The organism is Pantoea osteomyelitidis, assembly GCF_044342975.1.
GTDB lineage: Bacteria > Pseudomonadota > Gammaproteobacteria > Enterobacterales > Enterobacteriaceae > Pantoea > Pantoea osteomyelitidis.
On the sequence record NZ_JBGFSN010000004.1, the window covers coordinates 94,788 to 109,737 of the forward strand.

At 56.9% G+C, this 14,950-nt stretch carries 16 protein-coding genes; 9 read left to right on the plus strand and 7 right to left on the minus strand.

Annotated elements, in window-relative coordinates:
* The first annotated feature begins 56 nt into the window (after nucleotides 1-56).
* Both ABU178_RS05345 and yniD read left to right on the plus strand, forming a co-directional pair.
* Nucleotides 57-485, plus strand: coding sequence for an OsmC family protein (locus ABU178_RS05345; RefSeq protein ID WP_397212715.1), 429 nt, complete (start codon nucleotides 57-59; stop codon nucleotides 483-485).
* Nucleotides 486-598: 113 nt separating this feature from the next.
* Nucleotides 599-706: a small membrane protein YniD gene (gene yniD, locus ABU178_RS05350; protein WP_397215696.1), complete on the plus strand. Its 108-nt coding sequence runs from the start codon at nucleotides 599-601 to the stop codon at nucleotides 704-706.
* A gap of 36 nt (nucleotides 707-742) precedes the next feature.
* Here yniD and ABU178_RS05355 read toward each other — a convergent pair whose 3' ends face one another.
* Nucleotides 743-973, minus strand: coding sequence for a hypothetical protein (locus ABU178_RS05355; RefSeq protein WP_397212717.1), 231 nt, complete (start codon nucleotides 971-973; stop codon nucleotides 743-745).
* 99 nt (nucleotides 974-1,072) lie between these two features.
* Nucleotides 1,073-1,243, minus strand: coding sequence for a hypothetical protein (locus tag ABU178_RS05360; RefSeq protein ID WP_397212719.1), 171 nt, complete (start codon nucleotides 1,241-1,243; stop codon nucleotides 1,073-1,075).
* 238 nt (nucleotides 1,244-1,481) lie between these two features.
* Between ABU178_RS05360 and ABU178_RS05365 the strand changes: the two genes are divergently transcribed.
* Nucleotides 1,482-1,676 carry a hypothetical protein gene (locus ABU178_RS05365; protein ID WP_397212721.1) on the plus strand — a complete coding sequence of 65 codons (195 nt, stop codon included), beginning with the start codon at nucleotides 1,482-1,484 and terminating at the stop codon, nucleotides 1,674-1,676.
* A gap of 47 nt (nucleotides 1,677-1,723) precedes the next feature.
* Here the strand turns inward: ABU178_RS05365 and ABU178_RS05370 are convergent, their stop codons facing one another.
* Complete coding sequence (locus ABU178_RS05370) at nucleotides 1,724-2,371, minus strand: lysostaphin resistance A-like protein (protein ID WP_397212722.1); 648 nt, start codon at nucleotides 2,369-2,371, stop codon at nucleotides 1,724-1,726.
* 219 nt (nucleotides 2,372-2,590) lie between these two features.
* Between ABU178_RS05370 and ABU178_RS05375 the strand changes: the two genes are divergently transcribed.
* Together ABU178_RS05375 and ABU178_RS05380 are read left to right on the plus strand one after the other, a co-directional pair.
* Nucleotides 2,591-5,179, plus strand: coding sequence for a bifunctional diguanylate cyclase/phosphodiesterase (locus tag ABU178_RS05375; RefSeq protein ID WP_397212724.1), 2,589 nt, complete (start codon nucleotides 2,591-2,593; stop codon nucleotides 5,177-5,179).
* Between the two features lie 262 nt (nucleotides 5,180-5,441).
* Nucleotides 5,442-5,738, plus strand: a complete 297-nt coding sequence (locus ABU178_RS05380; protein ID WP_397212726.1) for an I78 family peptidase inhibitor — start codon at nucleotides 5,442-5,444, stop codon at nucleotides 5,736-5,738.
* Nucleotides 5,739-5,905: 167 nt separating this feature from the next.
* Here the strand turns inward: ABU178_RS05380 and ABU178_RS05385 are convergent, their stop codons facing one another.
* On the minus strand, nucleotides 5,906-6,163 hold the full coding sequence (locus tag ABU178_RS05385; protein WP_397212728.1) for a biofilm development regulator YmgB/AriR family protein: 258 nt from the start codon (nucleotides 6,161-6,163) through the stop codon (nucleotides 5,906-5,908).
* Between the two features lie 390 nt (nucleotides 6,164-6,553).
* Here ABU178_RS05385 and ABU178_RS05390 point away from each other — a divergent pair, with 390 nt between their 5' ends.
* On the plus strand, nucleotides 6,554-7,798 hold the full coding sequence (locus tag ABU178_RS05390; RefSeq protein ID WP_397212730.1) for a multidrug efflux MFS transporter: 1,245 nt from the start codon (nucleotides 6,554-6,556) through the stop codon (nucleotides 7,796-7,798).
* Nucleotides 7,799-7,822: 24 nt separating this feature from the next.
* Here ABU178_RS05390 and ABU178_RS05395 read toward each other — a convergent pair whose 3' ends face one another.
* On the minus strand, nucleotides 7,823-8,182 hold the full coding sequence (locus ABU178_RS05395; protein WP_397212732.1) for a hypothetical protein: 360 nt from the start codon (nucleotides 8,180-8,182) through the stop codon (nucleotides 7,823-7,825).
* 173 nt (nucleotides 8,183-8,355) lie between these two features.
* Nucleotides 8,356-11,436 carry a beta-galactosidase gene (locus ABU178_RS05400; RefSeq protein WP_397212734.1) on the minus strand — a complete coding sequence of 1,027 codons (3,081 nt, stop codon included), beginning with the start codon at nucleotides 11,434-11,436 and terminating at the stop codon, nucleotides 8,356-8,358.
* Between the two features lie 261 nt (nucleotides 11,437-11,697).
* On the opposite strand from ABU178_RS05400, the gene ABU178_RS05405 reads away from it, so the two are divergent.
* The 3 genes from ABU178_RS05405 (at nucleotide 11,698) to ABU178_RS05415 (ending at nucleotide 14,018) form a co-directional block, all read left to right on the plus strand.
* Nucleotides 11,698-11,844, plus strand: a complete 147-nt coding sequence (locus ABU178_RS05405) for a hypothetical protein (RefSeq protein WP_397212736.1) — start codon at nucleotides 11,698-11,700, stop codon at nucleotides 11,842-11,844.
* A gap of 205 nt (nucleotides 11,845-12,049) precedes the next feature.
* A complete protein-coding gene (iraP, locus tag ABU178_RS05410; RefSeq protein WP_397212737.1) occupies nucleotides 12,050-12,304 on the plus strand; it encodes an anti-adapter protein IraP in 255 nt (84 codons plus the stop codon).
* A gap of 184 nt (nucleotides 12,305-12,488) precedes the next feature.
* Complete coding sequence (locus ABU178_RS05415) at nucleotides 12,489-14,018, plus strand: FAD-dependent oxidoreductase (RefSeq protein WP_397212739.1); 1,530 nt, start codon at nucleotides 12,489-12,491, stop codon at nucleotides 14,016-14,018.
* Between the two features lie 32 nt (nucleotides 14,019-14,050).
* On the opposite strand, the gene proC is transcribed toward ABU178_RS05415, so the two are convergent.
* Nucleotides 14,051-14,869 carry a pyrroline-5-carboxylate reductase gene (gene proC / locus ABU178_RS05420; RefSeq protein ID WP_397212741.1) on the minus strand — a complete coding sequence of 273 codons (819 nt, stop codon included), beginning with the start codon at nucleotides 14,867-14,869 and terminating at the stop codon, nucleotides 14,051-14,053.
* Nucleotides 14,870-14,950: the final 81 nt, after the last annotated feature.

A 14,950-nucleotide genomic window follows, 5' to 3' on the forward strand; every position in this document is an offset into this window, starting at 1 on the left:
CTTTCGCTGACGTTGTCTATACTTATCCTCTCTCTTTGACATGCAGGAGGTATTAAATGACCATTCATAAGAAAGGCTCGGCACATTGGGAAGGCGATATTAAAGGTAAAGGCACCGTCAGCACCGAAAGCGGCGTGTTGAACCAGCAGCCGTACGGTTTTAATACGCGTTTCGAAGGGGAAAAAGGTACAAATCCCGAGGAGCTGATCGGCGCGGCGCATGCGGCCTGCTTCTCGATGGCGCTGTCGCTGATGCTGGGTCAGGAAGGCTTCAAGGCCAACAGCATAGATACCACGGCGGACGTGTCGCTGGATAAAAAAGGCGAAGGTTTTGCCATTACCAAAGTGGCGCTGACCAGCACCGTCAACGTATCTGATATCGACACCATGACCTTTGATGAGATCATCAACAAGGCGAAAGCGGGCTGTCCGGTTTCTCAGCTGCTCAACGCTGAGATTACCCTGGATTACAAACTGGAAAGCTGATATCGACGCGTGGGGCGATGCGTCCCGACGCGACAAGCCGGTCAGGCTCGCTGCCTGCCTGGTATCCGATGCGCCGCCAGGCGCATCTTTTCGTTGGTGCGGAGAGCAATGCCGTGGCGAGATATCGGGCTGCAAGAAATACCTGGAAGATGATACTGGTATTCCTCGGTATCTGCGGCGCGTTGCTGCTGATTCGCTGGGCCGCCATGATTTGGGCCTGAAAGTCAGTTAGCCCTGTTTAACTTTTTCCGGGTCGCTCAGGCGTATTCATTTTCACGCGCGCGTGCGCGTACATCGCTACGCGCAATGCGATACGCTTTGCCAGGATCGCCCGCGACGAATTCAAACGTCGGCGAATAGTAGAAAGGCAGCCAGCCGCCGTAGCCGCTTTCCCACTCCCAGCGCACCGGGCAGGGCCAGAGGATGCCGTCATACAAAATGTAATAGACCCAGCGTCCGTGAGGGCGACGAGGTTTTGATGTTTTCATGGGATTCACAACGATGAACGTGAAAAACAGCTTATATTTTGAACGTTATGACGCCAGGTTGCAACTTTATGACCGCTTTTTCTGCGCCGGGCAGGCGAATCAACGATGTACTTCACCACAAATCAGCACCACGTTCGGGCGCACCTTGTAAATGCGATCGGCCATGGTTTCGCAGGCCGCTTTTGTCGGATATATCTTCTCTGATACCGGAAGGGCATCGCAGGCATCGTGACCGCACGCGCTCACTAATAACACAAAACCTATCAGCATTTTTTGGCTCCTGTCCACGCTCTCGGGCTGGCGGACTTTCCTGCTTTCGCGTCCTTCTTTAAGACCAATTATAGTCAAACGAAACGGAATGGGGTTATCAGCCTGAGCTTTGTGCGGCGAAGAGGCGCGGGACCGCGTTTTTTATCACGCTGCGCATAACGCGACGGGAAAGATAAACTTCTCGCGCCCGCCAGGCTAAACTTGTTAACCTTTGTTTTATTTGATGAGTGAAATGTCTATGTCGAACGAAATTGCCCATCCTTCAAGCAGCCCGAAACAGGCAGCCCTTCAGCTGGTTATTGAGCTGGTCCGCGCCGGTAAGCTCAGCCCGCTACAGGGTGACGCTGCCAATATGATCTCTATCTACGAGCAGTTCAAAAACCATTTCGAAGCGGAAAAGCAGAAAAAGTCCACCGACTCGGTTATCTCCTGACCGATTCAGCATAACGGGACCATTGCTGTCCCGTTATTGCTTCACCTTCAGGCGTAATACCAGGCGGGCAGCAGCGCGATCAGGTTATTCAGCGTATGCAGGAACACCGGCAGCGCCAGGCCGTTGCTTTTCAGACGGGCATAGCAGAGCAGCAGAGAAAAGAGCGTCAGCGCGATGATGGTTTGCCAGTGCACATATTGCGTATGCATCACGGCAAACAGCAGCGAGGTCAGCAGCATGCAGGCGAAGCGGCTGTTCGGCGCCCAGAGCAGAAAACCCTGTAGCAAAAATCCACGAAACAACACCTCTTCAAACACCGGTGCCAGCAGCACCGCTGTCAACAACAGTATCAGCATTGAGGCGCGTCCCTGCTGCGCCTGTTCAACCAGCCAGCCTTCCGGCTGCGAAAACTGCGTCTGCGCCGCCATCAGAATAAACAGCGCGCCGATAAACAGCAGGGTCTGACCGGGACGCAGTATGTTGAGAGGAATATCGTTACGACGCTGGCAGTAGAAGCGGTAGAGCGGATAGATCACCGCGAATTCAAACAGGCAGAGCACCGGCACCAGCAGACCGTCGTTACGCAGCACGCCGTAGTTGGGAAACAGCGTAATCAGCATGGTCACAAGGTAATAAACCACAAAGCTGCCGACATAAAACAGCGTCAACGTCACTCTGTCGGAATTGGTGTTCATAGTCGGCTCAGCCAGCGAAGGTTAGCGCATAGTAGCAACGGCAATTATCGCTGTCGAGTGAGCTGACAAGACATTTCTTTACGTTCAGAAAGCGATCAGCACTAAATACACGCAGCGGCGCGCCGATAACACTGAAAACGATTTCAGGGTGAAGCTCTGCCGCTTGCGGCATGGATTATCGCCCGACGCGTCAGTGTGATTTGCAGATGAGCTAAGCCGATGAATTCTCCTCCCGAAACCCGCTTTGTTTTCCCCGCCGCCGCGGAGGCCCAGACCGTACGTATTACGCAACGCAGCCTGCGCACCCTTTCGTTGCTGCTGTTCGGGGTACTGCTGCTGATGCTGGTGATCGTGATCGTGGTTGCGCAGCAGCAGAACCATAAATCGGTCAGGCATGACGTCATGCTGATGCGCCACGCCTGGCAGGCGCGCCAGCAGGCGATGCTGACCGATATTCGCGACTACGCCTTTTGGGGGGAGGCCTGGAATAACCTGCATGTCACAGTGAATAAAAACTGGGCTTTTACCGAAGAGAATTTTGGACCGGGTCTCTACAGCGAATATCACTACGAAGGGGTTTTCGTGGTGGATGGCGCAGGCCATACCCGCTATGCGGTGCTTAACGGCACGCTTTCCGATCTGCCGCTGGAATCCTGGCTCGGCAAGCAGAGCCGATCGCTGTTAGCGGCGGCGCGCGCCCATCATCAGGATGCGGTAGCGCGCAACATGCTGGTTAATAATCTGCCGGCGATTGTGGTTGCGGCGCCCATTACCCCCGGCAGCGTGCCCGATCTGCCAAAGGTTGCGGGTCCGCCTTCGGTCATGGTGTTTATTAACCTGTTTACCCCCGCCAAGCTCAGCGCGCTGGGCAAAGAGCTGGATGTGCGCGAGCCGCGTTCGCCGCTGAATGCGCAGGATGCAGAAGCATCGCCGCGCTTAAGGATCGTGAACGGCGCTGGCGAACCGATCGTGATCCGCTGGCTGGCGAAGCAGCCGGGCAGGCACCTGATCTTTTTTCTGCTGCCGCTGCTGATGGTGACGGCGATCATTATCACGCTGGTGACGCGGCGCGTAATCCGTCACGCCATGCACAATGCGGTGCTTTCCGATCGCCGCTTCGACCTGCTGATGTACAGCCAGAGCGAGCTGGTGGACAGTGAAAATCGCTTTCGCGATGTGGCGGAGGCGGCCTCAGACTGGATTTGGGAAACCGACGCGCAGGGCAGGATCAGCTATCTGTCGGTGCGCTTTAACGACGTCACCGGCTATGACGGAAAACAGTGGCTGGGTCGCCATCTCGATCATCTGCTGAGCCACAACGCGCATTCGGTGGTGGAGTGGTTGACGCACCACGGCAAAGAGGAGCACCGCTCGCCGCTGCGCTGTCAGTTCACGTCGGCGCAGGGCGAACGGCGTATCTGTCGTCTGGCGGCGAAGGCGGTATGGCGCAGTGGCCAGCTGGAGGGTTTTCGCGGCACCGTGACGGATATCACTCAGGAAGTTGAAGCCCAGGCGCGCATTCAGTTTCTCTCGCGGCACGATATGCTGACAGGCTTGCCCAACCGCATGCGGCTGCAGGAGTTTCTTGCCGGACGTCTGGAACATCTTTGTCCCGAGGATCCGCTGGTGATGATCAGCCTCGATCTCGATCAGTTTAAACCGATCAACGATACCTGGGGTCATGCGGCGGGCGATGCGGTGCTGAATTTGATCTCGCAGCGTTTGCAGCACTGCGTGCGGGATCATGAGCTGGTAGCGCGCGTCGGCGGCGACGAGTTTATCCTGATCCTTAGCGAGCCGGATTGCGCAGGCGTTGAACGACGCTGCGCGCAGCTGCTGCGCGAAGTGCGGCAGCCAATCGTGGTGGGATCGCAGCAGCTGTTTGTCGGCGCCAGTATGGGCATCGCCTGCGCGCCGCAGGACGGTACGCAGCCGGATGAGCTGCTCTGTCTGGCGGACATCGCGCTCTATAAAGCCAAACAGGCGGGGCGCAATCAGTGGATCTGTTATTCCAATGAGATGTCAAATCAGCTTGAAGATAAGCGCAACATGGCGCAGCGCATTGAGCAGGCGTTAAAAAACGAGGAGTTTCGCCTGCACTATCAGCCGCGCTATCAGTTGCAGAGCGGGCAGCTGGCCGGAGCGGAAGCGCTGATCCGCTGGCAGCCCGCGCCGGAGGCCTGGATCACCCCCGATCGTTTTATCCCGCTGGCGGAGGAGAACGGTTTGATTACGCTCATCAGCGACTGGGTGCTGATGCGCGCCTGCGGCGATGCGCTCGCCTGGGGCGACGATCTCTATGTCTCCGTGAATATCTCGCCGGTGGAGTTTCGCTCGCTGGATCTGGTGCAGCGCGTCTCCGTGGCGCTGGAGAAAACCGGTTTGCCAGCCACGCGGCTTGAGCTGGAGATCACGGAAAACGTCACCTTTGAGAATCCGCAGCGGGCGCTGATGATTATGCAGGGGCTGCGCGCGCTCGGCGTGCGCTTGACGGTGGATGATTTTGGCACCGGCTATGCCGCGCTGGGGTATTTGAAAATTTTCCCGTTTAACGGCCTGAAGATCGATCGCTCATGGATGAAAGATTTTCCTGAATCGCAGCAGGCGCAGTCGGTGGTGGCGGGGATTATCGGGCTGGCGCGCGCCTTCGCGTTAACCGTGACGGCGGAAGGCATCGAAACAGAAGCGCAGCTGGATCAGTTAAAGCGACTCTCCTGCGAAGAAGGACAAGGCTACTTTCTCGGGCGGCCGATACCCTTAACCGAGTTCAGTGCGCTTCTGGATACATGCAACAAGGATCGGGCTTAGCGGATTTTAACGGCCACGAAGGTCATCAGCACGGCAAAGCCGATAAAAATTACCAGTTCCATCATGATTACCTCAGATTAATCTAAAATAATTTTAACTTATCGCTGAATGCTCACTGCACAAATCGTGTGGTTTATCTGACAAAGTGTGATCGGGATCGCTGCTTAACCCTTAGCGATCGTAACCCGACGGAGAGAAAAAATCTTATCCTGCGGGCACACTTTGCTACTCTCAGGCTTTATCTGTACGAGAGGAGAACAATGTGAAACCTTATGGATATCTGCTGCTGATTGCGGGCTTTTTTACCTTAACGGCTTGTCAATCCGCCAGTAAACCGGCCCCGGACACCACGACGCAGGATTCCGCTGCGGATACCTGCGGTGCGTCTCAATATCAGAACTATGTCGGCAAACCGCTCTCTTCCCTGGGCAGCCAGCGCTTTGCCACCCCGGTGCGCGCCATTCCCTGGAACGCGGCGGTCACCATGGATTTCAATTTGCATCGTCTGAATTTCCTTGCCGACAAGAGCGGCAGTATCAGCAAAGTCTATTGCGGATAAATCGCGAAAATCACACGAGATTGTCATAGGGCTGTCATGGCCGGAGGCGAGGATAGCCAGGCATTACGGTGATTTCCTCGTCACTCTCAAATATGCAATGCTCGTCTTGTTTATTCCCGCTGCGGCGGGAATTTTTTTAACGCGGGCGACGGTGAAAAAACAGCGGTTTATTTTTCATCCTGAGGACGGGCTTCGATCAATTGCGCCAGCAGGTTGCGATAACTTTGCAGACGCTTCTCGTCGCCTTCCATTTCCAGCTGCTCTATGACGCGGGCGACAATCGCTTTATTGGTGGTTGGCTGACCGGATGCCATCAGTTCACGCATAATCGCCGCCAGCAGATCGGACTCCTGCGGCGCGCTCCAGGCCGGACTATTGAAATAGTCAGTAATCGCCCGACTGGCACTGTTGGTTTGCGCTCTCATGGTTTTCCTCCGCAAAAACGTCTGCGCTCGCATTTCGAACGGTCCGCAGCAACACGATAAAGAGTGATGGTTAATGGCTCAGGCCAGGACGGCCGGATTGTAATCAGCAGGTGCTGGTTGTTTTTTAAACATAGATCTCCGTTGAAAAAAAGTCAGTAACAGAATGACATCTTTTTTGCAGCTATCACTTATTTAGCAATAGTGACGCGGAAAAGCGGTTGTTTCTCGACATAAAGCCACTACAAAAGCGGCACGCGCTGCTATTTGTTCCATCCTGAAAGAGGATTCGCAGCGGAAAAGTGTGTTTTGATCGCCGTGCCATGTTTTGCCGTCCAGGGATGTTAAGGGATGGTTAGACTGGCCTCTCGATGAACTACCTTCCTGTTATCCATGCCGCGCAACCTCGAATCCTGGAAAATAAACCTGATTTCGGTCTGGTTTGGCTGTTTTTTCACTGGCCTGGCGATCAGCCAGATCATTCCTTTTCTCCCGCTTTACGTGGAGTCGCTTGGCGTAAAAGGCGCCGAGGCACTGAGCCTGTGGTCAGGGCTGATTTTCAGCGTCACCTTTGTGGTTTCAGCTGCGGTAGCGCCGCTTTGGGGCAGTCTGGCGGATCGCAAAGGACGCAAGCTGATGCTGTTGCGTGCCTCTTTTGGCATGGGCGCGGTGATTCTGATGCAAGCTTTTGTCACCGAGGCGTGGCAACTGCTGCTGCTGCGCGCTCTGATGGGGCTGACGTCGGGCTACATTCCCAACGCGATGGCGCTGGTGGCGGCGCAGGTGCCGCGCGAACGCAGCGGCTGGGCGCTGAGCTGCGTCTCTACCGGGCAGATCAGCGGCGTGATCCTCGGCCCGATGCTCGGGGGTCTGCTGGCGGACTGGCTGGGCCTGCGGCTGGTATTTATCGTCACGGCCGCGCTGCTGCTGATCAGCTTTCTGGTGACGCTGTTCCTGATCAAAGAGAGCGGCTACAAAGCGGTAAGCAAACAGCAGAGGCTGAGCGGGCGCGAGGTGTTCCGTTCGCTGGATAATCCCAGGCTGATGCTCTGTCTGTTTATCACCACGCTGGTGATTCAAATGTGCAACGGCTCGGTTAACCCGATTCTGACGCTCTTTGTGCGCGAACTGGCGCCTAACGCGGAAAATCTCGCGTTCCTCAGCGGCTTTATCGCGGCGCTGCCGGGCATTTCCGCGCTGATTGCCGCGCCCCGGCTGGGACGTTTAGGCGATCGTATCGGCACCCAGCGTATTTTGCTGGCGACGATGGTGGTTTCGGTGGTGCTGTTTATCGCCATGTCCTTTGTCACCAGCGCCACGCAGCTGGGCGTTTTACGCTTTCTGCTGGGCTTTGCCGATGGCGCCATGATGCCTGCGGTACAGACCTTGCTGGTGCGCCATTCCGCGGATAATATTACCGGTCGGATTTTCGGCTACAACCAATCCTTTATGTACCTGGGCAACGTCACCGGCCCGCTGCTGGGCGCGGCGGTGGCGACGCTGGCGGGCTATCGCTGGGTCTTTTTCGCCACCGCGCTGGTGGTGCTGTTCAACGTGCTGTTGCTGCGACGGTTTTATCGTCGGCCAAAAATCGCCCTGGCGCAGCCGCTGCATGTGGAGCAGGACAAGCAGGAGTAGCGCGCCATCGCCCCGCTTCACCCGCTAGAGCTTCACCGCATCGCCGACGCAGCGCACCGATGTCCAGCAGCTGTGAACATAGTCCGTCAGGGCATTTTTCTGACAGACATTGTTCACCACACTGTCTGCCCCGGCCAGCGCCGCACGGATTTTCACGCCCTGCAACGCCTCATCGCTGTTTACTTCCGGTTCCTGATACTTATTGCGGTTACAGCTTAATCCCGATACCGTGGCGATGACTTTGGCCTGAGGCCAGGGATTGGTTTCATGCACTGACATGCTGGCGACTTTGGCGCGCTGTTGTGACGAAAGGGTATCAACCGAGGGGTTCAGGCTACAGGCCGCGAGGCTAAGTATGCCGAGAGCGAGGATAAGCGTCTTCATGGTGAGCACCATTTCCAGACAGAGTGTTCATTCATTCTGGAAAGCAACCGCTGGAACGGCAACGTTGTCTGCTTATCAAAGGGATCTGCGTCATGGTTTTCTGACTTTTTTCTCTGCCGCCGCCGCAGAAAGAGCAAAGCGCAGGGCGACGCGGGGCCGCCCTGATGAGAGGTTTACTGACGCAGTTTCAGCGCATAGTGCCAGCGCCGTTGCGTCAGCAGGAATTCCGGACTGACGCTCGGACTCCAGGAATCGTCGCCGCCGATGCCCATATGAAAGGCATCGAGATGCAGCCAGCAGCCTGACTCTGGCTGTAACAGATGACGATGGGACGTCTCACGCAACTGCTCCAGCCCGAAGCGGCTAACGGAAAAGCAGAAATCTCCGGCGATCTGCCAGCTGCCGCACTCAAGCTGGCGCGTGCCGCCGCGCAGGCCGTTTTCCCCCGGAAAAACATAGGGCGTATACAGCGCGTCGAACGGGCGCAGCCAGCGGGAAAACTGCGCGGCAAGCTCACGGTCAGGGTAGTTCTCATGCGGTCCCAGTCCGAGCCAGCCGACGCTTTCCGGCTGTTGCGCCAGCTGGCAGCGCAGACCAATACGCGCTGGCGGCGGCAAACCAGCCGCTTGCTCAATCTCAACCCACAGGCTCAGCTCTCCGTGCCGATCGATCTGATAACGTTTGCGGCTGAGAAACAACGTGTTGCCATCGACTTGCCAGGCATGCAGCGTCTCGATCTGCACCTTCTCTTTCAGCGCGTCGACCTGCACTTCCAACGTGCGCGCCTCCAGCCTGTTGTACCCGGCACGCTTCCAGCGCTCGACCCAGGCATTGGGATCCACGCGATCTGCTTCGCTGGTGCCGATGTCGTTATCAATGGGCGCGCGGATAAAGCAATCCTGCAACGGCGTCAACAGCGTCTCCTGCCCATCGACAAACCACTGCACCAGCTCGCCGCTGCGCCGTGAAAAGTGCCAGCGCTGCTGCTGATGCTCAACGGCGATCAGATCATGATTAAAGCTCACGTCCGGGGCAAAACCGGCGTCGTCGTCAACACACGGCAACGCCAGCGCCGACGGCAGCGGCCATTGATCCCAGGCGACGCGCCAGTCCGCTGCGGACCAGGCGGTTTCACGCACCTGATGCACGGCGACGTTAAGCCAGCAGTGGCCGGTTAACGCTTCCGGCGGCGCGAGCGTTACGCGTTGCGTACCCTGCGGCGCCAGCATCAGTTTAATTTCGCCCTGCGCCACCGGCAAGCCATCCTGCTCTATGCGCCAGCGCAGCACTTCATTATCGCTGTGGCGGAACAGGTATTCACTGCTGACGGTAAAGGCGAAGGGATCATCGGCATCGGCGACAAACTGGAAAAATTGCTGCGCGCGCTGCGCTTCATACAGGGCAGGGTGCGGCGTGCGGTCAGCAAACACCAGACCGTTCATACAGAACTGGCGGTCGTTTGGCTTGTCGCCAAAGTCGCCGCCGTAGGCCTGCCACGGCTGGCCCGCCTCATCATAGCGCGTCAGGCTCTGATCCACCCAGTCCCAGACGAAACCGCCCTGCAGGCGTGGAAACTGGCGAAACGCCTGCCAGTATTTGGCAAAGCCGCCGAAGCTGTTGCCCATGGCATGGGCGTATTCACACAGGATCAGCGGGCGCGCCTCGCCCGGCAGACCGATCCACTTTTTGATTGCCCATTTCGGCACGGCGGGGAAGCATTGATCCTGATCGACGCGCGCATACATCGGACAAATAATATCGGTCGCCGCGCTGTCGCCGCCTCCGCCCTCATACTGCACCGGGCGCGTGGGATCGGCGCTTTTCACCCAGCGATACAGCGCGTCATGGCTGCTGCCATGACCCGATTCATTGCCCAGCGACCAGATGATAATGCAGGGATGGTTGCGATCGCGCTGCACCATACGCGTGACGCGCTCGCTCCAGGCGGCGAACCAGCGTGGATCATCAGAGAGACGATTCATCGGCTGCATGCCGTGCGTTTCAATATTGGCTTCATCCACCACGTAGAGACCGTAGCGATCGCAGAGTCGATACCAGAGCGGATGGTTGGGATAATGGGAGCAGCGCACGGCATTGAAGTTATATTGCTTCATCAGTTCAATATCGCGGCGCATTGTCGCCTCATCCATTACCTGGCCCTGCTCCGGATGATGCTCATGGCGGTTAACGCCCCGGATCAGCAATGGCTGGCCGTTCAGACAGAGCTGCCCCTGTTGGATTTCGACCCGGCGAAAGCCCACATCGTAAGCTTCCACTTCCAGAATTTCGCCTTCGCTGTCAGTCAGCGCGATCGTTGCGCGATAAAGATGCGGGGTTTCCGCGCTCCAGAGCTGTGGCGCATCCACCGCCAGCCGCAGCAGGGCGCGCTCGGGATAGTGGCCGCGCTCGTCAATAATCTCGCTGCCGGGCGACTGCTCACAAACGCCGATCGCCTGCTCGCCTTGCCAGAGCGTCAGGCGCAGCCGGTAGGCCTCCGGTTGCGCCTGACCGGGGGCGACGCGCACCCTGACCTGTAGCTCGGCGCTGCGATACTCCGGGCTGAGTTCGGTGGCGATCTGTACGTCAGCCAGATGCGCCGCAGGCTTATGCAGCAGCGTTACGTCACGGAAAATGCCGCTCATGCGCCACATATCCTGATCTTCCAGATAGCTGCCGTCGCACCAGCGCAGCACCATCACCGCCAGCCGGTTCTGCCCCGGACGCAGCGCGGCGCTGAGATCAAATTCCGCCGGTAAACGGCTGTCCTGCGAATAACCAATCCAGGTTCCGTTACACCAGAGGTGAAACGCGGAATTCACCCCGTCGAAAATGATGCGCGTGTGTCCTTCGTCAAGCCAGCCAGCATCGACAGAAAATGTGAGCGAGTAACATCCGGTGGGATTTTCCTGCGGCACAAAAGGCGGATTAACCGGAATCGGGTATTGCACGTTGGTATAAATCGGCGCGTCAAAACCATGTAGCTGCCAGTTAGCGGGAACCGGCAGGCTATGCACATCAGGAAGATCCTGCAGCAACCAGCTGTGCGGCACGGCTTCCGGCCGGGTAAAATAGCTAAAGCCCCACCGGCCATTCAGGCTGTGCAGCCGCTCTGAAGGGCGATCCGCCCTGGCTGCTTGCTCATTGCGCCAGCTGGCGAAGGGCGGATGCGCATCGAGGCGGTAGAGCGAGGTGATGGCCGGGTTTTCCCAGTCGCGCCGCGCCACTATTTCACACAAGCTACCCGTTTGGTTCATGTTTTTGTCCCGGTTATGTTTTGCGCTCACAATGCGATAAATCGCGCAACGTGTAAAGAGCGAACGAGGCGGCTATTGCCCGATTGTCGCTTGTCGCCAGGGGCAAAACCACGCTGACGCCTGTTTTTTGTCGGTGAAGTGGCAGGGAATTGTTAAGCGTAGTGAGAAAAAGTGAATAGCGCCGGGTTACGGAACATTCTGTCTTGTGGCGCAACAGGGCCGCTCATACACTCAGCCCGTTTTCACCACATTGAGGTTGCTATGGTACGTATTGTGAAGCTGGCTACAGTTGTTGCGTTAGTTACCGCGTTGAGCGGATGTCTTTTTCCGCCGCCGGGCGGTGGTCATGGCGGCGGTGGCGGCTGGGGTGGTCATGGCGGTGGACCAGGTTTTAGCGAACATCGTTAATCACCTGACACTACGCTAATTCTCGGCGAAACGTTTCCGGCGCGTCTGATTTCTCAGGAAAACGTTTCGCCTTTGTCGATCACTCTTTAAAATTTCGTATCGCTCCTCATTTTCGCTGCGATCTGCCGAAACCACCTCAAAAACCGCTGTTTTTTTAAGTAAGCCGGTGATAACTTCTGCTTTTCCTCACCGCTGAGACATCGGCATGAAAAATCTTATTGCTGAATTACTGGTAAAACTCGCTGAAAAAGAAGAAGAGTCCAAGGAGTTGGTTGCTCAGGTTGAAGCGTTGGAAATCGTCGTCACGGCCATGTTGCGTAAACTCGATCCTGAACATCAGCGATCGATAGCGGCGGGCATTGACAACGCCATGCATAATGCTGCCGGAATCGCCAGCGAGAATGACGCTATCCTGCTGCGTAACTACATTGAAAAGCTGCTGAATCATCCGCGCAGTTGATAACAGCGTGGGGGCTGGTATTGGCGGTCCCCCGTCAACATCGTAAAACGTAATATTTTTTTAAACTTTAAAAAAGGCCAATAAACAAACCGTTAGTCGCCTTTCGCCTTTTTCTGCCGCCCCGTTCTGCGCCCTTTGCCACACTTATCCTTTCCTGCATAAAAATAAAGAAAGGAGCCATGTCGTGAACTATCAATCTGTTATAGCCCTGAACGAGCTGCCGCAGCGCCAGCCAATCAAAGTAAAGGTCGGCGACAGCGACATTTTGCTGATTCGCGAAGCGGATGAGGTGCATGCTTATCAGGCCAAATGCCCTCACGCGGGCGCCCCGCTGGAAAAAGGGGCCATCTGCGACGACAAGCTAATCTGCCCCTGGCATAAAGCGGTATTCCGTATTTCCGACGGGCAGATGTGCGAGCCGCTGGCGCTGGCCGATCTCAAGCAGTATCCGGTACGGGTAGAGAACGGCATGGTGCTGGTGAATCCCAAAGCGATGTCGCCTGCCGCTGCTATTGGCAGCGGCGCAGAGGCGCCGGTCTATGTGGTATTGGGCAGCGGCGCGGCCGGTAGTGCCGCCGTCTGGACCCTGCGCCACGATGGGTTCAAGGGCAAGGTAATTCTGGTGGAGCGCGAACCTGACGCGCCTTATGATCGTACCGCACTGACGAAATTCGTTCCTTCCGGCAAGATGGATATCAGCGACGTTCCCCATATGCTCAAAGAGGATGTGCTCAATCATGTCGAGCGCAGGCAGGGCAACGTGGAACGACTCGATACACGTCAGCAGCTTCTGCACTTCGCGCAAGGATCACCGCTTTATTACGACAAGCTGCTGCTGGCCTCCGGCGGCGTGCCGCAGCGCATCGATATTAAGGGAAAAAACCTGGCTGGCGTGCATGTGCTGCGTAGCATTAAGCAGGCGGATGCGCTGTTGCAGGAGGTGGATGAGAAGCAGCGGCTGGTGATTGTCGGCAATAACTTTATCGGCATGGAGATGGCGTCGGCGCTGCGTAACCGTGATATTGACGTCACCGTGGTGGCGCGCCACGCGCTGCCGTTTGCCAAATCGTTTGGCGAAGAGATTGGTCGCTACTTTCGCGATCTTCACACCAGCAACGGGGTGAAGTTTGTGGATGGCGAACCGGCTGCGCTGGAGGGGGAAGGGAAGGTGAACGCGCTGCGGCTAAAAAATGGCGCCACGCTACCGGCTGAAGTGGTTCTGCTGGCAACCGGCATCAAACCCGCCACCGACTTTATTCACGATATTCCCCTGCTGGAAGATGGCAGTCTGCAAACCGACAGCACGCTGCGCGTAGCGGAAAATGTCTGGGCCGCCGGGGATATCGCCAGCTATCCGACGCCTCGAGGAGCGCAGCGCATCGAACACTATCGCGTGGCCCATCAGCAGGGGCGCATTGCCGCCAAAAATATGCTTGATGATAAAACGCTTTACGATCGGGTGCCCTTTTTCTGGACTACCCACTTCGGTACCCGCTACGACTATCTCGGCCATGCCAGCGAATGGGACGAATACAGGCTAATCGGCTCGCTGCAGGAGAAACGCTTTATTGCGCTCTATGGTCAGCATGGCCGGCTGGCGGCGGCATTTTCCTGCGGCATGTATACCCTAATGGCTAAGCTGGTGATGCTGATGCAGCAGCCGATGACGGTATCGCAGGGCGTGGCGCTGGCGGAAGAATATCAGCAGCAGTAAGCAGAAAGAGGGGCGTGGCCCCTCTCCAGTGGTCAGCCTGTTTTCTTGCTCAGGGCTTCCGATTTCGCCATACACTGCTGCATCGCTTCGATCACCGCAGCGCGGAAGCCTTTCTCTTCCAGCACCTTCACCGCCTCGATGGTGGTGCCGCCGGGGGAACAGACCATATCTTTCAGCTCGCCGGGGTGCTTACCGGTTTCCAGCACCATCTGGGCCGAACCTTTTACGGCCTGGGCGGCAAACTGGTAAGCCTGCGCGCGCGGCATGCCGCCGAGCACGGCGGCATCGGCCATCGCCTCAATAAACATAAACACGTAGGCGGGCGCGGAACCGCTGACGCCGACCACCGAATGGATCAGGTATTCGCTGACTACCGCCGCTTTACCGAAGCTCTCAAAGATGGCGACCACCTCGTCCGTTTCCTGCTGTTCAACCAGCACGTTAGGGGTGACCGAGGTCATGCCTTCATTGACCAGAGACGGGGTATTTGGCATCACGCGAACGATTTTACGATCGTGGCCGAGCACCGAGGCCAGCGAGTCGAGCGTGACGCCCGCCGCGATCGATACCACCAGCGCATCTTTCTTCAGCTGGTTGGCGATATCTTTCAGCGCCTTGAGGATCACATTCGGCTTCACCGCGCCAAACAGGATATCGACCTCACGCGCCAGCGATTCGGCGCTGTCGGCGGCAGTAATGCCAAATTGCTGCGCCATCGCCTGGTTGGTTTCTGCTTTGCGATCGAAAACCCAGATATTGGCTGGCGCGATTTCACCCCCCTTTATCAGGCCGCTGATAATCGCTTTGGACATATTGCCGCAGCCAATAAAGCCGATTTTTTTATCCAACATCACCGTTTCCTTTGAAATTTCCGATTTACTTAACGAGTTAGCTTACGTCAGCCAGGATTAATAACAAGTCAGCGCCGGAGA